Source organism: Pantoea sp. Cy-640 (assembly GCF_011752635.1).
In the GTDB taxonomy this organism is placed as follows: Bacteria; Pseudomonadota; Gammaproteobacteria; order Enterobacterales; family Enterobacteriaceae; genus Pantoea; species Pantoea dispersa.
In genome coordinates this window covers 1-24,103 of sequence record NZ_VWXB01000012.1, presented here as the reverse complement: position 1 = coordinate 24,103, position 24,103 = coordinate 1, and the positions used below count along the sequence as shown (strand labels likewise).

Sequence of the window (24,103 nt, the reverse complement as noted above, 5' to 3'; positions counted from 1 at the left end):
CTTGCTCTGCCGCTATCAGCGATAAACGGCAGAATCCGTTCCTCATCACACTGCGTGCCATGAGTGAACCACGGCTACAGGCTTTAGGCGACAGCAAACATCACGTAGAGACCCAGACCAACAGCGATCATTGGGATTGCATCCACCAGACCCATTACAACAAAGAACTGCGTACGCAGCAGAGGAATCAGATCCGGCTGACGCGCTGCGCCTTCCAGGAATTTACCTCCGAGGATGCCGATACCGATCGCAGCACCGATTGCCGCCAGACCCATCATCACAGCGGCAGCCATGTACAGCAGATCCATATTCAGGTTTTCCATGACAGTCTCCAGTTTGTTTCAGTTAAAAGCTAAGTTGTTGAGATAAAAATCAATGCTCTTCAGATGCCATCGACAGATAGACAATCGTGAGGACCATGAAAATGAAAGCCTGCAGCGAAATAATCAGGATGTGGAAAATGGCCCATGGCACATTCAGCACCCACTGCGACCACCACGGCAGCAGACCGGCAATCAGGATAAAGATCAGCTCACCCGCATACATGTTGCCGAACAGTCGCAGACCGAGCGAAACCGGTTTAGACAGCAGGCTAACACCTTCAAGAATCAGGTTGATGGGGATGAAGATCGGGTGATTAAAAGGCTGCAGCGTCAGCTCTTTGGCGAAGCCACCTACACCTTTCATTTTGATGCTGTAGAACAGAATCAAAATAAATACGCCCAGCGCCATAGACAGCGTGATGTTCACGTCTGCAGACGGCACGACGCGCAGCGCCGGCAGGCCCAGATAGTGCTCGCCGATAAACGGCAGCAAATCGATAGGCAGCAGATCCATGAAGTTCATCAGGAAGACCCAGACGAAAATCGTCAGAGCCAGCGGGGCGATAACTTTACTCTTACCGTGGTACATGTCGCGGACGTTGCTATCAACAAAGCCAACAACCAGCTCGATAGCCGCCTGCATTTTCCCTGGCACACCGCTGGTGGCGCTTTTCGCCACTTTACGGAACAGCACCAGGAACACCAGTCCCAGTACAACAGAGAAAAACATGGAGTCCAGGTTTAACGTCCAGAACGTTGCTGGCGCGTCGTGTGCATTCACCAGCTCGAAAGTACGCAGGTCCATCTGAAGATGTGTCAGATGATGACCTATGTATTCCTGCGGCGTTGAGATCTCTCCTGCGGCCATGATGCCTCTTACCCTTTGTTGTTAATTACAGCCGGCGCGACGATTTGTACCACCAGCACCGATAACCAGGTGATTGCGAGTGGCCAGAAGACCGCTCCAAATCCACCTAACGCCACAACGAGAAAAACAACGGTGGCAAACACCTTGAGCACTTCACCAAAGGCGAAGCTCCAGGCGACACGCCCTTTTGCCGGAGTTTGATCCTGCAGGCGCCAGGCTAAAAACATAAACAGTACGTTTGGCAGCCAGGCTGCCGCACCACCCGCGATGGCAGAGGCGCCCCAGGTGACATCTTTCAGGGCAAACAGCGCACCGATTACGACAAAGGTCACCAGCTGGATCACCAGCACGGTTCGGGCTAATTTCACACTGTAAAGAGACACTGACATGACGCTTAACTCTCCTGCCCCGAACGGGGTATGTCGCGTGTCGTATAAGACTGCCTTTACTCTTTTGAGTCAAGCAGCAAAAGCCGTGCAAATTATACGGGCCGCACCTGCGATTTCAATCGGTAAGTAGCGAAAAGGTGAACAATTATTTAAATTTCTTTCTGGAGGGCTATTTTTCAAAACATCCGCTTCGGCCTGCCTGACGAAACAGGCTTGAAATTGCCCGGCAGACTTGCTTTTAAAGCGTGCTGCAGATCACATTATAAGCACCCCCGGCAGCGATAATTTGCTTTTTAACCCCTGCCGCGCAATTAATGAAACCCGTAATTTACTTTTTTATCAGTAAGATAGAATTATTGTTCCAGGATTAGCGCCAGATTTTCGATAAAAACACTCTATTGACATCACCCACCGCAATAAAAACGTAAAACTGATATTACGTCCGCCGATTTATTGCAGAGTTATATTTTCCGCCGTGACTATTCGGCACAGTAAATACAGCGGTTAAAGTGATGTAACTGATAATGAAATGTGAATTATTCGTTAAATGTAACAGAGGTTTTCGGATAATTTCCGCGGCGGATGTTAACCTGCTTCCCCTGCCCTGTTGAATAAAAGCGTTTATCGTGACGCGTTCAACCGCTGTTTTTTTAGCCGGCTGCTGCGCTAAGCCAAACGGCATGAATCGCGATAAATCCACACCGTTTGCGCGACTATTGCCGCCTGATCACCACCAGATGACGCTCACCTTCCAGTTCCGGCACCCGCAGAGGCGCAATTTTTTCGATGGCGAAGCCGGCAGGCAGCGCGGCAATTTCGTCATCCGGCCTGACGCCTTTCAGTGCATAGAAGTGGCCTGTCGCGCCCGGCAGATGGTGACACCAGTTCAGCATGTCCTCCAGCGACGCAAAGGCGCGGCTGATCACCCCGTCAAACGGCGGCTCAGCCGGGAACTCTTCCACCCGGCTCTGCACCGGCGTAACGTTAGTAAGCCCTAACTCATGTTGCACCTGACGCAGGAAACGCACACGTTTCCCGAGGCTGTCCAGCAGCGTAAAGTGCGCCTGCGGGCGGACAATCGCCAGCGGGATCCCCGGCAGGCCCGGTCCGGTACCGACATCAATAAAGCGCTCACCCTGCAGGTGGGGTTCTACCACGATGCTGTCGAGAATGTGGCGCACCAGCATCTGCTGCGGATCGCGCACCGAGGTCAGGTTGTAGGCTTTATTCCACTTGTGCAGCAGTTCGACATAACCCACCAGCTGCTGTTTTTGCTGATCGGAGAGGGAAATGTTTGCCGCTTGCAGCAGCCGGGAGAGTTTATTAATCACGACGAGAATTCCATTAACAGGGGCGAGCGTGCCCGCCCCGGGGGTCGATCAGGCGCTTTTACGTAGCAAACCCTGTTTTTTCAGGTAAATCAGCAGAATTGAAATCGCCGCCGGCGTGATGCCGGAAATACGCGATGCCTGGCCAATGGAGGTCGGTTTGTGGTCGTTGAGTTTGGCGATCACTTCATTCGACAGTCCATTTACCTGGCGATAGTCGAGGTCGGCCGGGAGTAAGGTGTTTTCATTGCGCTGCTGGCGAACGATCTCCTCCTGCTGACGCGCGATGTAACCTTCATACTTCACCTGAATCTCTACCTGCTCTGCGGCCTGCTCATCCGCCAGCGCCGGACCGTAGCTCGGCAGCGACATCAGCAGTTCGTAGGTCATCTCCGGACGACGCAGCAGATCTTCCGCGCTGGCCTCTTTGGTCAGCGGCGCGCTGATTACCGTGTTCACTTCGCTGACGTTTTCAGACTTCGGATGCACCCACAGGTCACGCAGACGCTGACGCTCCTGCTCAATCGCTTCCAGCTTCTGGTTATAGCGAGCCCAGCGCGCGTCGTCGACCAGGCCGAGTTCACGTCCGGTTTCGGTCAGGCGCAGATCGGCGTTGTCTTCACGCAGCATCAGACGATACTCGGCGCGCGAGGTAAACATGCGATACGGCTCTTTGGTGCCCAGCGTACACAGATCGTCGACCAGCACGCCAAGATAAGCCTGATCGCGACGCGGCGCCCAGCCCTCTTTGTCCGCAGACTGACGCGCAGCGTTAAGGCCGGCCAGCAGTCCCTGCGCCGCCGCTTCTTCATAACCGGTGGTGCCGTTGATCTGGCCGGCAAAGAACAGGCCATGGATAAATTTACTCTCCAGCGTCGGCTTGAGATCGCGCGGATCGAAGAAGTCATACTCGATGGCGTAGCCCGGACGCACGATCTTCGCGTTCTCCAGACCTTTCATCGAGCGCACGATCTGCATCTGCACATCAAACGGCAGGCTGGTGGAGATGCCGTTCGGGTAGATTTCGTTGCTGGTCAGCCCTTCCGGCTCAAGGAAAATCTGATGCGCGTTACGATCGGCAAAGCGCATCACTTTGTCTTCAATCGACGGGCAGTAGCGTGGCCCGATCCCCTCAATGATCCCGGCATACATCGGGCTGCGATCGAGGTTATTGCGGATCACTTCATGTGTCTGCTCGTTGGTGTGGGTGATCCAGCATGGCACCTGCTGCGGATGCTGTCCGGCATGGCCCATAAACGAGAACACCGGCATCGGGTCATCCCCGTACTGCGGCGTGAGCACCGAAAAGTCGATGGTGCGGGCATCGATACGCGGTGGCGTACCGGTTTTCAGGCGGTTTACGCGTAACGGCAACGCACGCAGACGTTTAGCCAGCGGAATCGACGGCGGATCGCCTGCACGGCCACCGCTGTAGTTATCGAGGCCGATGTGGATTTTGCCGTCCAGGAAGGTGCCGACCGTCAGAACGACGGTTTTCGCCCGGAACTTCAGGCCCATCTGGGTCACGGCGCCGACAACGCGATCGTTCTCCACAATCAGATCGTCAACCGCCTGCTGGAAGATCATCAGGTTCGGCTGGTTTTCCAGCGCAGTGCGTACCGCCTGGCGATACAGTACCCGGTCTGCCTGTGCACGCGTAGCACGCACCGCCGGGCCTTTGCTGGCGTTTAGTATCCTAAACTGAATACCGGCCTGATCGATCGCGCTGGCCATCAAACCGCCTAAGGCATCCACTTCCTTAACCAGGTGTCCTTTCCCGATGCCACCGATCGCCGGGTTACAGGACATTTGTCCCAGCGTATCAATATTATGGGTGAGTAACAGGGTTTGCTGACCCATTCGGGCAGCGGCCATCGCGGCTTCTGTGCCCGCATGACCACCACCGATTACGATGACGTCAAAAGGATCTGGATAAAACATGAAGTGGGTCCTCGTTAGTGTTCGGACAGGGATCGTTGCCCTGGGCGGTGGATTCTACTGAAATTCTGTTCAGGGCGAAAGTCGCGGGATCCTGCGGTTTAAAAGAAAGGATCTTAAGTCTTTTATATGATCTCTCTGTTAGATCTCTTATTAGGATCGCCCCTGGCTGTTGATAACCCGGAAAAGCGTTGTGGCAACAGGGGATTAGTGAGGATCGTTTACTGTGAATGATCGGTGATCCTGATCCGTATAAGCTGAGATCAACTTTGCTACTTATGCACAGCGTAAAAAAGCATCAGCGGTTGTTCTTTGGATAACTACTGGTTATACGCATGAAATAACGGATCTTATCCACAGAGCGACGCAGGTAAAAGGCGATAAAACAGCGGAATCAACTGGGGATCGACACAAATACCCGATCCCCGACCAGCAAAGATCGTCTTAAATCTGCGGGTGCCAGCTGGCGACCCACACTTCCGCCGGATCTTCCGGAATCTCATGTTCCAGCACGTCGATCTCCAGCCGATCGCCAATACGTTTGGCGCCCAGCTGCGTTAACGTCGTCTCCAGCAGTTTGATCGCACCGCAGAACAGATCGTATTCATGATTACCGATACCCACTGCGCCAAAGCGTACGCCTGACAGATCCGGCTGGCTCTCCTGCAGCGCTTCATAAAACGGCAGCAGGTTGTCCGGCAGTTCGCCGGCACCGTGCGTTGAGCTGACAATCAGCCAGACGCCCTCCTGCGGCACCTCATCCAGCTCGGGTCCGTGCAGCAGTTCGGTTGAAAAGCCCGCTTCCTGCAGTTTCTCTTCCAGATGTTCAGCGACATATTCGGCGCTGCCAAGGGTACTGCCACTGATTAAGGTAATATCGGCCATGATGCTCTCCCGCACTAAAGGCGAGCATTGTACGCTGTGATCAAGCGGTGATCCACCTGTGGAAAACAGGGTTAATCGCCGATAGCATCAGGCGACAAGGCGCATCACAAAAGCGATCCGCCTGGGATAAGGTTATGCACAGCGGGGAAGCCGATCACGGCTTGATGGTGCGCATGATCGGGTTTTGCAGGGAGATCAGCGTTTCGGTGGACTGGATTTCATCAATGGTCTGGATCTTGTTGATCAGCACCTGCTGCAGCGCGTCAATGGAGCGGCACATCACTTTAATAAAAATGCTGTAGTGGCCGGTGGTGTACCAGGCTTCCACCACTTCGTCCAGCGCTTCCAGCTTGCTGAGCGCTGCCGGATAGTCGCGCGCGCTTTTCAAAATGATGCCGATAAAACAGCAGACATCAAATCCGAGCTGCCGTGGATCGATCTCCACGCGCGTACCCAGAATAATCCCCGCCTGACGCATCTTCTCGACGCGCACGTGAATCGTGCCGGGGCTGACGTTGAACTGCTTGGCGAGTTCGGCGTACGCGGTGCGCGCGTTTTGCAGCAGCGCATTTAAAATGCCGCGGTCGAGATTATCCAGTTGCAGGTGTTCCGCCATCATCCATCCTCATTAGGTTCTTCTTCTCTGAACAGGGAGAATGTGCAGCAAATTAGCGGGACAGGCAAGGCGCAGACAGAGGAGCTGCCGCTGTCTGCACGCTTTTTAGCGCTTACGCCACAGCGTCAGCTGGGCCTGTGTGTGCTGGAACTTACGCGCGGTTTCGCGAATTACAAACGGCACGTCCTGCGGCGGCGCAACCTCCTCAAAGGCATCGCGCAGCAGCCGTTGCAGCGCCTGCCAGGTGGTGAGCGCTTCACCGTTTTCACGGAAACCGCCCAGCCAGTTCTCCTTCGGCGTGAACTCTTCCAGCCAGGTGTAAGGTGAGGAGATAGCCAGCAAACCGCCGGAGCGGATCATCGGCGTGATGTCCTGCAGGAAGCGCTTCGGCTGGCGCAGGCGATCGATCAGGTTAGAGGCCAGTACCAGATCGTAGCCATCGGGCTGCGGTTTCAGGTTACAGGCATCGCCCTGCACAAACTGAATGCGCTGCGCCAGGGTCTCATCGAAACCAAACTCTTTCAGCCGCACCTGGCGATACTCCACCAGCTCTCCCTCTTCCGGCACCACGTAACGGAAATCCTCACCCGAGGTCAGCTGCAGCGCCACGTCGATAAAGCGCGCCGAGTAATCCATGCCGGTGACCGCAGCAAAATGGCGCGCCAGTTCAAAGCTGGCACGGCCGGTGGCGCAGCCGATATCCAGCGCGTGGCCGCGCTGCGCGCAGTGCGGCAGCACGATATCGACCAGCGCCGCCGCGTAGTTCGGCACACCGTAATAGCCGGGGCCGTACTGGAAGTCGAGGTACTGCGACACCATGCTGTCGGTTTCATACGGATTCAGCGCCATGCTCTCCTGATGCGAGGAAACCACGTAGCGGAAACCGGCATGCTGGAAGAAGTGGCGCCGGAAGGCGTAGCGTGAGGATTTCAGCGCTTCGTTGCCGGTGGAGATCCAGCTGCCGCCTTTGATCAGCGCATGTTTGCCGTCAAAGGTGGGCGTGGAGAAATCGTCATACAGTGGATGTACCCTGAAGCCTTCAAAGCCGTTGGTCGGCGTGGTGGTCCACTGCCAGACGTTGCCGACGATGTCGAAGAAGTCACCCTGGGCAAAGTGGTCTACCGGACAGGAAGAGGCCCAGCGGGCAAGATTGATGTTGCCCGGCGCGTCGATCCAGTCCGGCTGATCGCCGGCAACCTGCTCGCGCAGCTGCATCCACTCGGCTTCGCACGGCAGCTGGATCGCTTTGCCGCTCTCTTCCGCCAGCCAGCGGCAGAACGCCGCGGCTTCCAGCTGATTCACTTCGGCGGGCCAGTCCCACGGCATCGCCACTTCTTCGGTCATCAGGCGCAGCCGGAGATCGTCAGGTTGCGCGATGTCACCGACCCAGAAAGTCGGCATCTGCGCCTGGGCAAACTCGCGCCAGCCCCAGCCTTCGTCATCCCACCAGCGGCGTTCGTTGTAGCCGTTAGCAGCAATAAAATGAAAGAACTCGGCGTTGCTCACCAGCATTTTGCTGGCTTTGAACGGTTTCAGCTCCGTTGAAAGGCTGCCGTATTCGTTGTCCCAGCCGTAGGTGTCATCGGTTTTACCCTGCGTGACGCGCCCGCCAGGCATCGCCACCAATGTATTGGCCGGTACCGAGGCACGATCGTGGCGCGCCTGCGGACACGCCGGCCAGTGCGGCTGCGGTTTTACCCACTCAAGCGGCAGCTGGCGGATCAGCACGCTGGAGGTTTCAAGGTGAATTCGCTCATGCTCAATGCCCATCAGAATCACCCACGCCGGGCTGTCCCAGTCAATCGGCAGCTCCAGCGGCATGGTGCGGATGAATTCACTTACCACGGTTTTCACTTTGCCGCGGTAGTCGCGCACCTCGGCTACGTCCGGCCAGCTGTAATGGCTGTCGTCGAGATCGTCCCAGCTCATCTCATCCACGCCGATCGCCATCATCGCCTCGATGCGATCGTCAATACGCTGCTGCAGATAACCGCCCGCCATCAGCTTATTAATGTAGAAAGTGGCGGTATGGCCAAAGTAAAAGATCAGCGGATGGCGCAGGGTGATGGCTTTATTAAAGTACGCGCGCTCATCGGCGAGGCAGTCGAACAGGCTTTCGTACAGCTCCCAGGTCTGGGTGAAATAGGCCAGCAATTCGGCGCGTTTGGCGTCGCTGCTGTTGCCGGAAAGCCGGACGGTGCGGGTGGGCGCAGGCAATTGAGCGTGAAGATGAGCGGTTGTCACAGTGAACTCCGTAAGCTGATTAAACACAGCGGGTAATTCACTATAGCAAATTAGCATTTCTGCCTGATGAATTAGCGTTTCCAGCGGCGCAGCAGGCGGCTTTTCAGGCCGGTATCAAAGCGCCAGATGTGATCGAAAATGCGCAGAATGCCGGGTTTGCCGTGCGCCGACATCGCCACGGCGTGGAAGCGTTGCAGGTGGTGACGCTGGCGCTGTTTAATGGTGCTGACGATGTCGTCCGGCAGACGCTGGGCGATAAAATCGGAAACGATCACCGCATCGGCTTCCTGCCACTGACTGCCCTCCATACGCGTGACCACCGCAGACAGGCAGGCGGCCAGATCGGTGCCGCCGCGAAAACGCTGGCTGAGAAAACGGATTGCCTGCTCGATGCCGTTATCGGCGGTCAGCTCGTAGCCAATCACTTCATGAGCAAACAGCATGATGTAGCAGCGCCGCCTGTCGGCCAGCGCCACTTTCAGCAGCGCCAGACAAAACGCTTTGGCGCAGCGTTCATTGAAACCGCCCATCGAACCAGAGGTATCCACGCAGACGATGAACGGGCCGCGCGGCTGTGCTTCGTGCTGCTGATGGCTGGCCGGGCGCAGCGTCACTTTCTCGTGCCAGGCATCGCCCTGTAACCGGTAGGTCAGCAGGCGTTTCTCCACCAGCCGGCGATAAAACTCCAGCTCCAGTTCGCTGATGCTCAGCGCCGCCAGCTCCGGCGGCAACAGACGCAGCACATCGTCGCTCTGATGAATGCCGCTGACCTCTTCCGGCACGTTGTCCGGCTCGCGCACCAGCTGATGAAACGCTTCCAGCGGCGCATCCTGGGACGGTACCGATTTCGCTTCGCGGCTGCGTCCCAGCTGCTGCGCCAGTTTCATCAGTTCCGGCTGCTGGGCGAGGAAATCGCCGTACTGCACAATCAGCTCATAGTCGCCATGCTGCAGTGGTGCCTTGCTCAGATCCCACAGGCGTCCGGCGGCGGCTTCGTCGTCATCGGTCAGAATCGGCGCCAGCTGACCGCTGATGGCCATGCGCTGCTGCAGCTCGGCCATCAGGCGTTCCCGCTGCTCTTCCAGCAGAGTTTCGTTCAGCGTCAGGGTTTGCAGCGTCAGGCTCAGGCGCCAGCGCTGCAGGAACAGCGTGTGCTGCGCATTGCTCAGTTGGGCGCTGTCGGTATGCAGCAGCAGTTTGCTGGCTTCTTCGATAAACGGGGACGGCAGCGCTTTCAGCTGCGTCATGATGGCGGGCAGTTGCTCACTGAAGGCGTGGCTGCTGAGCAGCTGCATCTGCTGGAAGAGCTGAAATTCGCGCGCCAGCGCGTCCGGCACCGGCGTGGTTTTCATCTGGGCGGCAATCTCGGCGCGCCAGCGCGGCAGCTCGCCCATCATCGCCTGTTTCAGGCGCGGAAATTTTTCAAAGAACAGCGCCAGCTGTGGCGAGGCCAGCAGTGCCACGATCAGCTCTTCGATCAGCTCGGTTTCGCCAATCGACAACAGCGTGCTGAGCGTCTCCAGCGAGATCATTTTCTCGCCTGTTTCAGCTGTTCCGCCACATCCTGCAGGCTGGTTTCGACGCGTGCCAGCCAGTCGTCGCTGATAAACAGGCAGCGCTGATGCTGGCTAAACAGCGTGCGCTGCGCGCGCAGCTGGGCCTCCAGCGCGTCGTACTCTTCAATGATTTCCTGCGGCACGTCGCTGCTGCTGGCGGCACCCGGCAGCGTCAGGCGCGTGGACTGCAGGCTGACGTCGCGCAGCGTCAGACAGTGGTGCGCATCCACCAGCAGGTCGAGCGTCTGGCCAAAGCCAATGCCGTTGAGCTTGCCGCGGATCTCGCCCGCTTTCAGCAGCCACTGATTGAGCGCATCGCGTGCCACCACCACGTGCGTGACCTGCATGTCGTGCAGCGTCAGCGGCTGTTGCAGCATCAGGGTCAGCTGTTCGTCCGTGATCGAGGCCGGTAATTCATAGTGCGGTTTGCGGCTGAACATGCCGCTGTGCTTCTCCAGCGTCAGCGCCTGCGCCACGCTCTGCTGCTGTTGCAGCGCCAGCCGGCGCGCTTTGATCTGCTGCAGCGTGTGCAGCATCGCCTGCTGCTGCCACGCGTGCTGCGTCATCAGCGCATCGATTTCACGATCCAGCAGCTGCATCGACGCCACGTCGTGCCACAGGCAATCTTTCAGCAGGATCAGATCAAGCGGGGCAATCGCCACGCGGCCGCTGTAAAACGCGCTGGCCTGCAGCAGATGGATGGCTTTTTTCCAGCGGCGATCGGAGATATACGGCGCCTCTGGCAGGTTCTCCAGCTGCTGGCGCAGCTGATAGATCAGTTCAAACACATGATCGGGCAGGCTGACCTGGCTGATGCCTTTCTGCCACTGCTGATACTCTTCATCGCTGATGCACAGCGATTCCGCCACCGGGTTGGCGTTTTCATCCTGCTGGTGGGTCAGCATGCTGCGGAAGTTCTGCTTTTCATGCACGTTGTCGAGCCACAGCCGGATCAGCATACGGTCGTACAGCGCTTCCAGACCGCTGTCGGCCTCCGGCAGTTCGTTGGAGGCGGTGACCAGCAGGCGCATCGGGATCGGCTCTTCGCTGTCGCCGTTGCGGAAGCGTCGTTCGTTGATGGCGGTGAGCAGCGTATTGAGAATCGCCGGACCGGCTTTCCAGATCTCATCAAGGAAGACAATTTCGGCATCCGGCAGATAGCCTTTGGTCAGACGCTGGTAGCGGCCTTCATCTTTCAGCGCCTGGATCGACAGCGGGCCAAACACCTCTTCCGGCGTGGAAAATCGGGTCATCAGGTATTCAAAGGCACGGGCGTGCTGGAAGGCGTATTTCAGGCGGCGGGCAATCAGGCTCTTGGCGATGCCCGGTGGCCCAAGCAGAAACACGCTTTCGCCGCTCAGCGCTGCCAGCAGGCAGAGACGAATGGCATGATGCCGTTCATACAGCCCTTTCTCCAGGGCATTGCTGAGGCGAGAAATTCTTTCTGCCAAAAGATGGGGTTGAGCCATAATCACATCATTGTCCTTCTGATCCTGGTGCCGTCATATTCTGGCGAGCGCAATACTCTACTGTTTATCATGCGTGAAAGCGTTGATAGCCGTCAGCTTTTTTGTTTCAGAAGGTTGAGGTGAGGCAAATCGCGGGTTTTCAGCGCATTTCGCGCCGATTTTCGGCGAAAAAACGCTGCACAGACGGCGTAATGCCAGACGGTAAAAGTAGGTTTTTTCGGGAATATGTGCATACTGTGCGCTTTTTGATGATCTGAGCGCCGGGCTGAGGCCTGCGCGGCTCCAACAAAAGACAACTTATGAGCTCGGATAAGAAACAGTCCCTTGGCGCAGTCACTCTGGCGGCGATCGGCGTGGTGTATGGCGATATCGGCACCAGCCCGCTCTATACCCTGCGCGAGTGTCTCTCTGGTCAGTTCGGCTTTGGCGTGGAACGCGAGGCGGTGTTTGGCTTTCTGTCGCTGATCTTCTGGCTGCTGATTCTGGTGGTTTCGCTTAAATACATCAGTTATGTGATGCGCGCCGACAACGCCGGTGAAGGCGGGATCCTGACGCTGATGTCACTGGCGGGCCGCAATACCGGCGCACGCGCCACGGCGATTCTGGTGATCATGGGGCTGATTGGCGGCAGCTTCTTCTACGGGGAAGTGGTGATCACGCCGGCGGTATCCGTGCTTTCGGCCATCGAAGGGCTGGAGATCGCCGCACCGAGCCTCGATAGCTACATTGTGCCGCTGGCGATTGCGGTACTGACGCTGCTGTTTGTGATTCAGAAACACGGCACCGGCATTGTCGGTAAGCTATTTGCGCCGGTGATGCTGCTGTGGTTCATCATTCTGGCGGTGCTGGGCGCGCGCAGTATCATCAATAATCCTGAGGTGCTGCACGCCATGAACCCGTACTGGGCGCTGCACTTCTTCATTCAGTACAAAACGGTATCGTTCTTCGCGCTGGGCGCGGTGGTGCTGGCGATCACCGGCGTTGAAGCGCTGTATGCCGATATGGGCCACTTTGGTAAGTTTCCGATTCGCCTGGCATGGTTTGTGGTGGTGCTACCGTCGCTGGTGCTCAACTATTTCGGCCAGGGGGCGCTGCTGCTGGAGCATCCGGAGGCCATCAAAAACCCGTTCTTCCTGCTGGCGCCGGACTGGGCGCTGATTCCGATGCTGATTCTCGCGACGCTGGCCACGGTGATCGCCTCGCAGGCGGTGATCTCCGGCGTATTCTCGCTGACGCGCCAGGCGGTGCGTCTTGGTTATCTGCCGCCGATGCGCATCGTGCACACGTCCGAAGAGGAATCCGGCCAGATTTATATTCCGGTGATCAACTGGCTGCTCTATTTCTCTGTGGTGATTGTGATCGTCGGCTTTGAACACTCCAGTAATCTGGCGGCCGCCTACGGGATTGCGGTGACCGGTACCATGGTGCTGACCGCCATTCTGTGTTCAACGGTGGCGATTCAGAACTGGCACTGGAATCGCTACCTGGTGGTGCTGATTCTCATCGCGATGCTGTGCATCGACGTTTCGCTGTTCTCCGCCAACCTGGTCAAAGTGTTCTCCGGCGGCTGGCTGCCGCTGACGCTGGCACTGATGATGTTTATCGTGATGACCACGTGGAAGAGCGAGCGCTTCCGCCTGCTGCGTCGTATGCATGAGCATGGCAATTCGCTGGAGGCGATGATCGCCTCGCTGGAGAAGTCGCCGCCGGTGCGCGTGCCGGGCACGGCGGTCTACATGTCACGGGCGCTCAATGTCATCCCCTTTGCCATGCTGCATAACCTGAAGCACAACAAGGTGCTGCACGAGCGCGTGGTGCTGCTGACGCTGCGTACCGAAGATGCGCCTTATGTGCACAACGTGCGTCGCGTGACCATTGAGCAGCTGTCGCCCACCTTCTGGCGCGTGGTGGCAAGCTACGGCTGGCGTGAAACGCCGAACGTCGAGGAGATTTTCCACCGCTGCGGCCTCGAAGGGCTCAACTGCCGCATGATGGAAACCTCGTTCTTTATGTCACACGAGTCGCTGATCATCGGCAAACGCCCGTGGTATCTGCGTCTGCGCGGTAAGCTGTTCCTTGCGCTGCAGCGCAACGCCCTGCGCGCGCCGGATCAGTTTGAAATTCCGCCTAACCGGGTGATCGAGCTCGGTACTCAGGTCGAAATCTGACGCATCGCGCGTCACCAGCTGAGGGTGACGCGCAGCCCCTGCGGCTGCACCGCGCTGAAGGTCAGCCGGATGCCGTGCAGCTGAGCCACATTTTTCACAATCGACAAGCCAAGCCCGCTGCCGGTTTGCGCCTGCCCCGGCGGTCGCCAGAAGCGTTCACCCAGCCGCGCCAGCTGCTCTGCGCTGACGCCCGGTCCGTTATCCGCGATCTCCAGCCTGCACGCGCTGAGCTGCAACTGAATCTCACTGCCGGACGGCGTGTAGCGCAGCGCGTTATCCAGCAGATTGCGCAGCAGTAAACCCAGCAGCAGTGGATGACCGTTCATCACCGGTTCCGCGTCAGCCGTCAGCGTCAGCCTGGTGTGCTGCGCTGCCGCCTGTGCCTGATGTTCGGTCACCAGCTGGTGCAGCAACGGCGCGAGGGGGACCGGCTGAAATTCGCTGCGCAAATCGTCCGCTTCGACCCGCGACAGCGTCAGTAGCTGATCGACCAGCCGCGTGGCGCGCAGGATGCCGCTGTCGAGCTGCTGCAGCGCATGGTTACGCATCGCCTCGTCATCGCCGGCCAGCTGAATCACCTCACTCTGCACGCGCAGCGCTGCCAGCGGGCTGCGCAGCTCGTGCGCCGCATCGGAGGTAAACCGTCGCTCGCGCTGGACCAGCTGTGCCATGCGGGCAAACAGGCCATTCAGCGCCGCCACCAGCGGCTTCACCTCCAGCGGCAGGCGCTGCGGCGTCAGCGGGGTGGCATCATCCGGCGCGCGCTGCTGTAGCGATGCAGTCAGGCGTTTCAGCGGACGCAGCTCAAACCACACCAGCGCCAGCAGCAACAGCAGCATCAGCGGCATGGCCACCAGCCACGGCAGCAGACTGCTCAGTGCCAGATCGCGCGTCATGTCATCACGATATTCCCACTCCTGTCCGACCACCACGCGCCACTGCTTATCGGCTGACGTCAGCCACAGCAGCCGCCAGCGATCGTCATCGCCACGCAGGCGACCATCGTGGAAGCCGTCACGATCCGCTGTAAACTGCAAATCGCGGCCGTTTTCGCCGTCGTTCAGCAGCGGTTTGCCGTCGGCGCTGAACAGCGCAAAGGCCAGCGCGTCGTCATCCTGATCGCCGCGATGGTGGCGCAAAATCGCTTTGGTTTTTGGCAGCGAGGCGGCCTGCAGACGGCTGGCATCCAGCGCCAGCAGGCGTTTGGCGAACAGCATTTGCTGGGTATCAAACAGCTCATTAACTGTATCGCGCGTCTGCTGCCATGCGCTAAAGGTGGCACTGGCACCACACAGAATAATTAACAGCAGAAAGCCGATGGCCAGTCGCAGGAACAGACTCATTCTGCCGCTCCCAGCGTGTAGCCAATACCGTGCACGGTGCGGATGAACTGACTGCCAAGCTTTTTACGCAGATGGTGGATGTGCACTTCGACTGCATTACTGGAGACGTCGTCGTCCCAGCTGTACAGCTTCTCCTCCAGCTGCGCGCGCGTCAGCACGCGACCGGGATTGCGCAGGAACAGCTCCAGCAGCGCCAGCTCACGGCTTTTCAGGCTGAGCGGTTCGCCATCCAACGTCACGCTGTGGCTGCCGGGAGCCATCACCAGCCTGCCGTGACGCAGCTCCGGCTGCAGCTGACCGTGACGGCGACGAATCAGCGCCTGCAGACGCGCGGCTACCTCCGTCAGCGCAAACGGCTTACACAGATAGTCGTCGGCACCGAGTTGCAGGCCCTGCACGCGCTGGTCCAGCGCATCGCGTGCGGTGAGGATCAGCACCGGGACATCCGCGCCCTGCTCACGCCACTGGCGCAGGATGTCCAGCCCGTCACGTTGCGGCAGCGACAGATCCAGCACCACGGCATCCCATGGCGCCGCGTTGAGCGCCTGAAATCCGGCTTCGCCGCTGACAAACCAGTCGACGCTGAAACCCAGTTTGGTCAGGCCGACCTTCAGGCCATCGCCAATCAGCGTATCGTCTTCAATTAATAAAATGCGCATGCGTTTCTCCCGGTTACCTGGGGGGTTATACGAAGCAGATGCGCGCTTGTACAGCGTCATTCGCCCGTTTTGGCTTATTTTTCCCCTCTTTTTTTGCCTTAAGATCCTGTTAAGAACCCTGTGGTGAAATAGCTCCCGTAATCCGCACAGACATGGAAATGAGGTGAAAAATGAAAAAGAGTGCAGCGCTGTTCGCCATTATCGCCCTGGCGGCAACCCCGGTACTGGCCGCCCAGCAGGGTGGCTTTGTCGACCCCAACGCGCCAGCCGCTCAGGCTAAAGCCGGCGGTTTTAAGGCCGATAACAGCAGTGTGGTGACGGTAAAACAGGCCGAAGAGATGAAGGATGACAGCTGGATCACCGTGCGCGGCCAGCTTGATAAGCAGATCGGCGATGAAGATTATCTGTTCCGCGACAGCAGCGGCAGCATGAAAGTGGAGATTGACCACAAACGCTGGAACGGCCAGACCATTACGCCGAAGGATCAGGTCGAGCTGACCGGCGAACTGGATAAGGATTTCAATTCGATTGAACTGGACGTTAAACAGGTGCGTAAACTGCCGTAACCTCCCCTGCGGAGCCACGTCGCGGGCTCCGCCATCCCGCCAAACTCAAATTTTCTCCGGCGCAGGCGAAACGTTTCGATGGCGATCACATTTCCGTGATGCCGTCATTGAGTTGCCATGTACATTTAATACACTGCCAGACAGCGAAACGTTTCGCTGTGGAGTGGAATAAATGAAAAAAGGTCGCCTGTTAAACGCTGAAGTCTCTCATGTGATTGCCCGCCTCGGGCATACCGATACGCTGACGATTGCCGATGCGGGCTTGCCGATCCCGGCCGGTCCACAGCGCATCGATCTGGCGCTGACGCCCGGTACGCCCGATTTTTTACAGGTGGTGGAGGTCATCACGCAGGAGATGCAGGTTGAGAGCGCCCTGATAGCGGAAGAGATCCAACAACACAATCCGCAACTCCACAGCCAGCTGATCGCCGTGCTCGAAGCCTTGCAACAGCACCAGGGGAATGTGATTAGCGTTCGTTACACCAGCCATGAACAGTTCAAACAACACACTCAGCGCAGTCAGGCGGTCATTCGCAGCGGAGAGTGCTCTCCGTATGCGAATGTCATCCTGAGCGCGGGCGTCACTTTCTGAGGCCGCTATGCAACCGTTATTGCAACTCAGGGGAATTGAAAAATCATTTCCCGGCGTGAAGGCGCTCAACGGCGCGTCGCTGGCGGTCTATCCCGGGCGCGTGATGGCGCTGGTCGGAGAAAACGGCGCGGGCAAATCCACCATGATGAAGGTGCTGACCGGCATCTACAGCATGGATGCCGGTTCGCTGCACTGGCTGGGCAAAGAAGTGACGTTCTCCGGGCCGAAAGCGTCTCAGGAAGCCGGCATCGGCATCATCCATCAGGAGCTGAACCTGATCCCGCAGCTGACCGTCGCGGAGAATATTTTCCTCGGCCGTGAATTCGTTAACCGCTTTGGCCGCATCGACTGGAAGCAGATGTATGCCGCGGCGGATGCGCTGTTAAAGCGCCTCAATCTGCGCTTCAGCAGCCACAAGCTGGTGGGCGATCTGTCGATTGGCGACCAGCAAATGGTGGAGATCGCCAAAGTGCTCAGCTTCGAGTCGCAGGTCATCATTATGGATGAACCGACCGATGCGCTGACCGATACCGAAACCCTGTCGCTGTTCCGCGTCATCAATGAGCTGAAAGCGCAGGGCTGCGGCATTGTTTATATCTCCCACCGCATGAAAGAGATCTTTGAGATTTGCGACGATGTCACCGTGTTCCGCGACGGCCAGTTTATTGCCGAGCGCGCGGTAAACGATCTCAGCGAAGAGGGCCTGATCGAAATGATGGTCGGCCGCAAGCTTGAGGATCAGTATCCGCATCTCGATCAGACACCGGGCGAGGTGCGGCTGCGGGTCGAGCACGTTAGCGGACCGGGCGTAGAAGATGTCAGCTTTACCCTGCGTAAGGGCGAGATTCTGGGCATCTCCGGTCTGATGGGCGCGGGCCGCACCGAATTAATGAAGGTGCTGTACGGCGCGCTGCCGCGTACGCACGGCAAAGTGACGCTTAACGGCCGCGAGATTGTCACCCGCTCGCCGCAGGACGGCCTGGCCAACGGCATCGTCTATATCTCGGAAGACCGTAAGCGTGACGGACTGGTGCTCGGTATGTCGGTCAAAGAGAACATGTCGCTGACCGCGCTGCGCTACTTCAGCCGCGCCGATGGCGGCCTGAAGCACGCCGAAGAGCAGCTGGCGGTGGGCGATTTTATCCGCCTGTTCAATGTGAAAACGCCGTCAATGATGCAGCCGATCGGTCTGCTGTCCGGCGGTAATCAGCAAAAAGTGGCGATTGCGCGTGGCCTGATGACGCGCCCGGATGTGCTAATCCTCGACGAGCCGACGCGCGGCGTCGATGTCGGGGCGAAAAAAGAGATCTATCAGTTAATTAACCAGTTTAAAGCCGAAGGGCTGAGCATCATCCTGGTGTCGTCGGAAATGCCGGAAGTGCTGGGCATGAGCGACCGCATTCTGGTGATGCATGAAGGCCATCTGAGTGGCGAATTTTCCCGTGAGCAGGCTACCCAGGAATCCCTGATGGCAGCGGCGGTCGGTAAGCAACACAGCGAGGAGTTAGTTGTATGAGTACCCAAACCTTACCTGCCAGCCGTCGCTGGTTCAGCAAAGCCTGGCTGCTGGAGCAGAAATCGCTGATCGCGCTGATTGTGCTGATCGCCGTGGTTGCCAGCCAGAGCCCGAACTTCTTCACGCTGCCCAACATGTTCAACATCCTGCAGCAGACGTCGGTCAACGCCATCATGGCGGTGGGCATGACGCTGGTGATTCTGACCTCAGGTATCGACCTTTCGGTCGGCTCGCTGCTGGCGCTGACCGGCGCGGTAGCGGCATCGATTGTCGGGCTGGAAGTCAATGCGCTGGTGGCCGTAGCGGCATCGCTGGCGCTCGGCGCCTTTATTGGTGCCATTACCGGTGTGATTGTGGCGCGCGGCAAGGTGCAGGCGTTTATCGCTACGCTGGTGATGATGCTGCTACTGCGCGGCGTCACCATGGTTTACACCAACGGCAGTCCGATCAACACCGGCTTCAGCGATAACGCCGATCTGTTTGGCTGGTTCGGCATTGGCCGTCCGCTGGGCATTCCGACGCCGGTATGGCTGATGGCGGTGGTGTTCGCGCTGGCGTGGTACATGCTGCATCACACCCGCCTCGGCCGCTATATCTATGCGCTGGGCGGTAACGAAGCGGCCACGCGCCTGTCCGGCATCAACGTTAACCGCGTTAAAGTCATCGTCTATTCGCTGTGCGGCCTGCTGGCGGCACTGGCGGGCACCATCGAAGTGGCGCGTCTCTCTTCGGCGCAGCCGACGGCGGGCACCGGTTATGAACTGGATGCGATTGCCGCAGTAGTGCTGGGCGGGACCAGCCTCGCGGGCGGTAAAGGGCGCATTATGGGCACGCTGATCGGTGCGCTGATTCTCGGCTTCCTCAATAACGGCCTCAACCTGATGGGCGTATCGTCTTACTACCAGATGATTGTCAAAGCCGTCGTCATTCTGCTGGCGGTGCTGGTGGATAACAAAAGCAGTAAGTAACTCTGACCTTCACACAGGATTAAAGAAATGAAAAAGTTAACTGCATTGGCCGTCATCCTTGGCGCCACCCTCAGTGCTGGCGCGATGGCTAAGGATACGATTGCGCTGGTGGTCTCAACCCTGAATAACCCGTTCTTTGTGTCACTGAAAGATGGCGCACAGAAAGAAGCCGATAAGCTGGGCTATAACCTGGTGGTGCTCGACTCACAGAACAACCCGGCAAAAGAGCTGGCAAACGTGCAGGACCTCACCGTGCGCGGCACCAAACTGCTGCTGATCAACCCAACGGATTCTGACGCGGTCGGTAACGCCGTGAAAATGGCTAACCAGGCGAACATCCCGGTGATTACGCTGGACCGTATGGCGGCGCAGGGGAAAGTTGTCAGCCACGTGGCGTCTGATAACCGCTTCGGCGGCAAAATGGCCGGCGATTTCATCGCGAAGAAACTGGGCGACGGTGCGAAAATCATCGAGCTGCAGGGCATTGCCGGCACTTCCGCTGCCCGCGAGCGTGGCGAAGGCTTTAAGCAGGCCGCTGACGCGCACAAATTCAACGTGCTGGCCAGCCAGCCGGCCGACTTCGACCGTACTAAAGGGCTGAACGTGATGCAGAACCTGCTGCAGGCGCATCCGGACGTGCAGGCAGTCTTTGCCCAGAACGACGAAATGGCGCTGGGCGCGCTGCGTGCGCTGCAGACTGCAGGCAAAACCGACGTGCTGGTGGTGGGCTTTGACGGCACCGCGGACGGCGTGAAGGCGGTAGAATCCGGTAAACTCAGCGCGACCGTTGCACAGATGCCAGACAAGATTGGTATGATTGGCGTCGATACCGCAGATAAAGTTCTGAAGGGCGAAAAAGTGCAGGCGATCAACCCGGTTGACCTGAAACTGGTTACTAAATAAAACCCAAAGAAAAGCATGGCAACGCGCCACCCTCGCGGTGGCGCAACTTCCTGGATAACTCCCTATGAGCAAAAGCGCAAAACTGGCGGTACTCGGCAGCATCAACGCCGACCACATCCTCAACCTCGCCCATTTTCCCCGTCCGGGTGAAACGGTGATCGGGAAACAGTATCAGGTTGCCTTTGGCGGTAAAGGGGCCAACCAGGCCGTCGCGGCTGGCCGTGCCGGCGCTGACATTGCTTTTATTGCCTGCGTGGGTGCAGATGACATCGGCGAACGTATTCGCCAGCAGCTGCAGCAGGACCAGATTGATACCGCTCCGGTGGAAACCGTGGCGGAAGAAGCCACCGGCGTGGCGATGATCTTCGTGAATGGCGAAGGCGAAAATAACATTGGCATCTACTCAGGCGCGAACGCGGCGCTGACGCCAGCCTGTGTGGAGCGCCACCAGCAGGTGATTCGTTCGGCCGATGCGCTGCTGATGCAACTGGAGTCGCCGCTGGACAGCGTGCTGGCCGCGGCCCGCATCGCGCGCGCCAGTCACACTCAGGTGATCCTCAATCCGGCGCCGGCGACCCAGCTCTCTGATGAGCTGCTGGCGCTGATCGACATTATTACGCCGAATGAAACCGAAGCGGAAATCCTCACGGGCATCGCCGTCAACGACGACGACGACGCGGCGCGGGCAGCCCAGGCGCTGCACGCCAAAGGCATCGATACCGTATTGATTACGCTGGGCCGGCGCGGCGTATGGCTCAGCGAGCAGGGCCAGGGACAGCGTATTCCCGGCTTCAGCGTGCAGGCGGTGGATACCATCGCTGCCGGTGATACCTTCAACGGGGCCTTCATTACCGCGCGGCTGGAAGGCGTGGCGATGCAGGATGCGGTCCGTTTTGCCCATGCGGCGGCAGCCATTGCCGTGACGCGCCCGGGCGCACAGCCCTCAGTGCCATGGCGCACTGAGATTGACGCATTCCTGCAGCAACAGGGTTAAGCGCTTGGCTACCATGAAAGATGTCGCCCGTCTGGCGGGCGTCTCCACCTCCACCGTTTCGCACGTTATCAACAACAACCGTTTTGTTAGCGAACAGGTGCGCGACAGAGTGGAACAGGCGATTCGCGAATTAAACTACGCGCCGTCGGCGCTGGCGCGCAGCCTGAAGATCAAGCAAACGCGCACCATTGGCATGTTACTGACCGCCAGCAGCAACCCGTTCTACTCGGAGGTGGTGCGCGGTGTAGAGAACAGCTGCTATGAACGCGGCTACAGCCTGATTCTGTGCAATACCGAAGGCGATGAAGAGCGCATGAATCGCAGCCTTGAAACGCTGATGCAGAAGCGCGTGGATGGCCTGCTGCTGATGTGCACGGAAACCCATCTGCCCTCCGCCGACATCCTTAATCGCTATCCTTCGGTGCCGATGGTGATGATGGACTGGGCGCCATTTGAAGGGCGCGGCGATATTATTCAGGACAATGCGCTGCTGGGCGGCGAACTGGCCACGCAGTATCTGATTGACCGCGGTTACACCCGTATCGCCTGTATTGCCGGGCCGCTGGATAAAACCCCGGCGCGCCTGCGTCTGGACGGTTTTCATCAGGCGATGGCCGCCAGTGGGCTGGCGGTGCCGCCGGGCTATGTGGTGGACGGCGATTTCGAGTTTCAGGGCGGTTTTAACGCCATGAATCAGCTGCTGGCGCTCGATCCGCCACCGCAGGCGGTGTTTACCAGCAACGATGCGATGGCGGTAGGCGTCTATCACGCCCTGTATCAGGCGGGACTGCGCGTGCCGCAGGATATGGCGGTGATGGGCTATGACAACATTGAGCTGGCGCGCTATCTGACGCCGCCGCTCAGTACCATTCATCAGCCGAAAGATGAGCTGGGCGAGCTGGCCATTGATACGCTGATTCATCGTATGAGCGATCCCGACGCCAGCCAGCAAACGCTGGTGCTGACGCCGGAGCTGGTGGAGCGCGGTTCGGTTTAACTGCTTTTACGCGTTTTCTCGCGGTTGGCGATCAGGTTACGGCCATCACCCGGCCGTAACATCAGAAACGCCAGCGCCGACAGCACGGTAATCACGCCCATGGTAAAGAAGGTGGCGTGGAACTGCTGCACCGTGGTGCTCTCAAAATCCTGGTAAAAGCGCAGCACGGCGGCGCTGACCGCCACGCCAAAACTGATCGACACCTGCTGCGTTACCGCCAGCACGCTATTGCCGCCGCTGGCGTTCTCATCATTCAAATCCGCCAGCGTGATGGTATTCATGGCGGTAAACTGGGTCGACATCGCCATGCCCAGTACAAACAGCGCCACCAGCAACATGATGATGCTTCCGTCCGGCGACTGCAGCGCGAAGCTGGCGACCAGCACGCCGATGATAACCGTAATGCCCACCAGCGTTTTACGATAGCCAAAGCGGCGCAGCACCTGAGTCACGGTGGATTTAGCCAGCAGCGAGCCAATCGCCGTAGGGCCCATCATGCAGCCGGCGATGATCGCCGGATAGCCAAATCCTACCTGTAACATCAGCGGCATCAGGAACGGAATACAGCCGGTACCAAGACGCGCGGCAATATTACCGATAATCCCGACGGAGAACGTGCGTGTCTTAAACATCGGCAGACTAATCAGCGGAGCCGGATGGCGACGCGCATGCATAATATAGAGCAGCAGCAATACCACGCCGCTGACCAGTACCAGCACTGCCTGCCACGGCGATACTATACGCTCGCCAAACAGCTCAATACCGATGGAGATCAGCACCAGACCAAAACCAAACAGCATAAAGCCGCCGAAATCGAAGCGGCGTTTTGGCGTGGTGAAGTCCGGCATATATTTGCGCGCATAGAAGATGCCGGCGATGCCGATAGGAATATTAATCAGGAAGATCCAGTGCCAGCTGGCGTAGGTGACCAGCAGACCGCCGAGCATAGGGCCAAGAATCGGTCCGACCAGGCCAGGCATGGTGACAAAGTTGAGTACCGGCAGCAGTTCGCTGCGCGGATAGGCGCGCAGCAGCGCCAGACGCGCTACCGGCATCATCATTGCTCCGCCAACGCCTTGCACCACGCGCGAAACCACCAGCATGCTCAGCGATCCGGACAGCGCACAGGCCAGTGAGCCAAGCGTGAACAGGGAAACCGCCACAATAAACACCTTACGCGTGCCAAAGCGATCGGCCAGCCAGCCGCTGACCGGAATCAACATCGCGACCGTGAGCGTATAACTGATGACGGCGGACTGCATGGCGAGTGGGGAACGTTCAAGGCTGGTGGCAATGGCGGGAAGCGCGGTATTCAGGATGGTGGCGTCGAGAGCCTGCATAAAAAACGCCATGGCGGCGATCCAGGGCAGGCCGGCCATACTGCGCGCGGAGCGAATCATTGAAAATCCTTCTTGAAGAAAATCGGTCAGCAAAGAGCGTAAGTTAAACAGGATAGCATCGGTCGCTGCGATGATGGCGCTGATTTGTGCCGCTGTGAGAGCTGATTTGCCTGATTATTAGACGGGAAATGTCTGTTTTTACCGCGTTCGTATAAAAAAGTAGCTTTCAGTCAATTTTTTTCAGGAAATGCTTGTCACTTCAGATTAACTCCCTATAATGCGCCACCACTGAGACGGCAAAGCGGCAACGCAGGCGGCTCAGCAGGGCGTGAAGTGATTCACCCCGCCGGAGAAAAACGCTGAAAAAAGTGTTTGACTCTGAAGGAGGAAAGCGTAATATACGCCACCTCGCGACAGCAGGCCGAGCGCCGCGTCGCACCG

21 protein-coding genes are annotated in these 24,103 nt (G+C 58.2%); 8 read left to right on the top strand and 13 right to left on the bottom strand.

The window, feature by feature from the left end:
* Positions 1-83: 83 nt before the first annotated feature.
* The 10 genes from atpE to ravA all read right to left on the bottom strand — a co-directional run bounded on the left by atpE (position 84) and on the right by ravA (position 11,616).
* Positions 84-323, bottom strand: coding sequence for a F0F1 ATP synthase subunit C (gene atpE / locus F3J36_RS22150; protein ID WP_003849523.1), 240 nt, complete (start codon positions 321-323; stop codon positions 84-86).
* Between the two features lie 49 nt (positions 324-372).
* Complete coding sequence (gene atpB / locus F3J36_RS22145; RefSeq protein WP_031279833.1) at positions 373-1,191, bottom strand: F0F1 ATP synthase subunit A; 819 nt, start codon at positions 1,189-1,191, stop codon at positions 373-375.
* An 8-nt stretch (positions 1,192-1,199) separates the two neighbouring features.
* Positions 1,200-1,580, bottom strand: coding sequence for a F0F1 ATP synthase subunit I (gene atpI / locus F3J36_RS22140; protein WP_021508185.1), 381 nt, complete (start codon positions 1,578-1,580; stop codon positions 1,200-1,202).
* 713 nt (positions 1,581-2,293) lie between these two features.
* Entirely contained in the window at positions 2,294-2,911 is a 618-nt protein-coding gene (gene rsmG / locus F3J36_RS22135) for a 16S rRNA (guanine(527)-N(7))-methyltransferase RsmG (protein WP_021508184.1), read from the bottom strand.
* Positions 2,912-2,959: 48 nt separating this feature from the next.
* A complete protein-coding gene (gene mnmG, locus F3J36_RS22130; protein ID WP_166720614.1) occupies positions 2,960-4,849 on the bottom strand; it encodes a tRNA uridine-5-carboxymethylaminomethyl(34) synthesis enzyme MnmG in 1,890 nt (629 codons plus the stop codon).
* Between the two features lie 441 nt (positions 4,850-5,290).
* Positions 5,291-5,731 (bottom strand): FMN-binding protein MioC, encoded by a 441-nt coding sequence (gene mioC / locus F3J36_RS22125; RefSeq protein ID WP_021508182.1) that lies wholly within the window; start codon positions 5,729-5,731, stop codon positions 5,291-5,293.
* A gap of 154 nt (positions 5,732-5,885) precedes the next feature.
* Entirely contained in the window at positions 5,886-6,347 is a 462-nt protein-coding gene (asnC, locus tag F3J36_RS22120; protein WP_007893613.1) for a transcriptional regulator AsnC, read from the bottom strand.
* A gap of 105 nt (positions 6,348-6,452) precedes the next feature.
* Positions 6,453-8,648, bottom strand: coding sequence for a 5-histidylcysteine sulfoxide synthase (ovoA, locus tag F3J36_RS22115; RefSeq protein WP_166720613.1), 2,196 nt, complete (start codon positions 8,646-8,648; stop codon positions 6,453-6,455).
* 14 nt (positions 8,649-8,662) lie between these two features.
* Positions 8,663-10,123 (bottom strand): ATPase RavA stimulator ViaA, encoded by a 1,461-nt coding sequence (gene viaA, locus F3J36_RS22110; RefSeq protein WP_166720612.1) that lies wholly within the window; start codon positions 10,121-10,123, stop codon positions 8,663-8,665.
* A complete protein-coding gene (ravA, locus tag F3J36_RS22105; RefSeq protein ID WP_058758223.1) occupies positions 10,120-11,616 on the bottom strand; it encodes an ATPase RavA in 1,497 nt (498 codons plus the stop codon). Before ravA ends, viaA begins: the two co-directional genes overlap by 4 nt.
* A gap of 299 nt (positions 11,617-11,915) precedes the next feature.
* Between ravA and kup the strand changes: the two genes are divergently transcribed.
* Entirely contained in the window at positions 11,916-13,784 is a 1,869-nt protein-coding gene (kup, locus tag F3J36_RS22100) for a low affinity potassium transporter Kup (RefSeq protein ID WP_021508177.1), read from the top strand.
* A gap of 11 nt (positions 13,785-13,795) precedes the next feature.
* Here the strand turns inward: kup and qseC are convergent, their stop codons facing one another.
* Positions 13,796-15,127, bottom strand: a complete 1,332-nt coding sequence (qseC, locus tag F3J36_RS22095; protein WP_166720611.1) for a quorum sensing histidine kinase QseC — start codon at positions 15,125-15,127, stop codon at positions 13,796-13,798.
* The gene (gene qseB, locus F3J36_RS22090; protein WP_088516146.1) at positions 15,124-15,786 is read right to left on the bottom strand and encodes a quorum sensing response regulator transcription factor QseB; all 663 of its coding nucleotides are present in this window, start codon (positions 15,784-15,786) and stop codon (positions 15,124-15,126) included. The genes qseC and qseB overlap by 4 nt, the downstream gene beginning before the upstream one ends.
* A gap of 170 nt (positions 15,787-15,956) precedes the next feature.
* Between qseB and F3J36_RS22085 the strand changes: the two genes are divergently transcribed.
* The 7 genes from F3J36_RS22085 (at position 15,957) to rbsR (ending at position 22,322) form a co-directional block, all read left to right on the top strand.
* Positions 15,957-16,352, top strand: coding sequence for a YgiW/YdeI family stress tolerance OB fold protein (locus F3J36_RS22085; protein ID WP_058758226.1), 396 nt, complete (start codon positions 15,957-15,959; stop codon positions 16,350-16,352).
* 172 nt (positions 16,353-16,524) lie between these two features.
* Entirely contained in the window at positions 16,525-16,944 is a 420-nt protein-coding gene (gene rbsD, locus F3J36_RS22080; protein ID WP_021313542.1) for a D-ribose pyranase, read from the top strand.
* 7 nt (positions 16,945-16,951) lie between these two features.
* The gene (gene rbsA / locus F3J36_RS22075) at positions 16,952-18,460 is read left to right on the top strand and encodes a ribose ABC transporter ATP-binding protein RbsA (RefSeq protein WP_058781859.1); all 1,509 of its coding nucleotides are present in this window, start codon (positions 16,952-16,954) and stop codon (positions 18,458-18,460) included.
* Complete coding sequence (gene rbsC / locus F3J36_RS22070; protein ID WP_021508172.1) at positions 18,457-19,428, top strand: ribose ABC transporter permease; 972 nt, start codon at positions 18,457-18,459, stop codon at positions 19,426-19,428. The genes rbsA and rbsC overlap by 4 nt, the downstream gene beginning before the upstream one ends.
* Positions 19,429-19,455: 27 nt before the next feature.
* On the top strand, positions 19,456-20,331 hold the full coding sequence (gene rbsB / locus F3J36_RS22065; protein ID WP_021508171.1) for a ribose ABC transporter substrate-binding protein RbsB: 876 nt from the start codon (positions 19,456-19,458) through the stop codon (positions 20,329-20,331).
* A gap of 64 nt (positions 20,332-20,395) precedes the next feature.
* On the top strand, positions 20,396-21,325 hold the full coding sequence (gene rbsK, locus F3J36_RS22060) for a ribokinase (protein ID WP_166720610.1): 930 nt from the start codon (positions 20,396-20,398) through the stop codon (positions 21,323-21,325).
* Positions 21,326-21,329: 4 nt separating this feature from the next.
* On the top strand, positions 21,330-22,322 hold the full coding sequence (gene rbsR, locus F3J36_RS22055) for a ribose operon transcriptional repressor RbsR (RefSeq protein ID WP_371742074.1): 993 nt from the start codon (positions 21,330-21,332) through the stop codon (positions 22,320-22,322).
* Here rbsR and mdtD read toward each other — a convergent pair.
* On the bottom strand, positions 22,319-23,722 hold the full coding sequence (gene mdtD / locus F3J36_RS22050) for a multidrug transporter subunit MdtD (RefSeq protein WP_021508168.1): 1,404 nt from the start codon (positions 23,720-23,722) through the stop codon (positions 22,319-22,321). The two genes, rbsR and mdtD, sit on opposite strands and share 4 nt — an antisense overlap.
* Positions 23,723-24,103: the final 381 nt, after the last annotated feature.

Bases quoted from the DNA above. Each gene is read 5' to 3' on its own strand.
- atpE (WP_003849523.1), bottom strand. From the start codon at position 323: ATGGAAAACCTGAATATGGATCTGCTGTACATGGCTGCCGCTGTGATG.
- atpB (WP_031279833.1), bottom strand. From the start codon at position 1,191: ATGGCCGCAGGAGAGATCTCAACGCCGCAGGAATACATAGGTCATCAT.
- atpI (WP_021508185.1), bottom strand. From the start codon at position 1,580: ATGTCAGTGTCTCTTTACAGTGTGAAATTAGCCCGAACCGTGCTGGTG.
- mnmG (WP_166720614.1), bottom strand. From the start codon at position 4,849: ATGTTTTATCCAGATCCTTTTGACGTCATCGTAATCGGTGGTGGTCAT.
- mioC (WP_021508182.1), bottom strand. From the start codon at position 5,731: ATGGCCGATATTACCTTAATCAGTGGCAGTACCCTTGGCAGCGCCGAA.
- asnC (WP_007893613.1), bottom strand. From the start codon at position 6,347: ATGGCGGAACACCTGCAACTGGATAATCTCGACCGCGGCATTTTAAAT.
- ovoA (WP_166720613.1), bottom strand. From the start codon at position 8,648: ATGCTAATTTGCTATAGTGAATTACCCGCTGTGTTTAATCAGCTTACG.
- viaA (WP_166720612.1), bottom strand. From the start codon at position 10,123: ATGATCTCGCTGGAGACGCTCAGCACGCTGTTGTCGATTGGCGAAACC.
- ravA (WP_058758223.1), bottom strand. From the start codon at position 11,616: ATGGCTCAACCCCATCTTTTGGCAGAAAGAATTTCTCGCCTCAGCAAT.
- kup (WP_021508177.1), top strand. From the start codon at position 11,916: ATGAGCTCGGATAAGAAACAGTCCCTTGGCGCAGTCACTCTGGCGGCG.
- qseC (WP_166720611.1), bottom strand. From the start codon at position 15,127: ATGAGTCTGTTCCTGCGACTGGCCATCGGCTTTCTGCTGTTAATTATT.
- qseB (WP_088516146.1), bottom strand. From the start codon at position 15,786: ATGCGCATTTTATTAATTGAAGACGATACGCTGATTGGCGATGGCCTG.
- F3J36_RS22085 (WP_058758226.1), top strand. From the start codon at position 15,957: ATGAAAAAGAGTGCAGCGCTGTTCGCCATTATCGCCCTGGCGGCAACC.
- rbsD (WP_021313542.1), top strand. From the start codon at position 16,525: ATGAAAAAAGGTCGCCTGTTAAACGCTGAAGTCTCTCATGTGATTGCC.
- rbsA (WP_058781859.1), top strand. From the start codon at position 16,952: ATGCAACCGTTATTGCAACTCAGGGGAATTGAAAAATCATTTCCCGGC.
- rbsC (WP_021508172.1), top strand. From the start codon at position 18,457: ATGAGTACCCAAACCTTACCTGCCAGCCGTCGCTGGTTCAGCAAAGCC.
- rbsB (WP_021508171.1), top strand. From the start codon at position 19,456: ATGAAAAAGTTAACTGCATTGGCCGTCATCCTTGGCGCCACCCTCAGT.
- rbsK (WP_166720610.1), top strand. From the start codon at position 20,396: ATGAGCAAAAGCGCAAAACTGGCGGTACTCGGCAGCATCAACGCCGAC.
- mdtD (WP_021508168.1), bottom strand. From the start codon at position 23,722: ATGATTCGCTCCGCGCGCAGTATGGCCGGCCTGCCCTGGATCGCCGCC.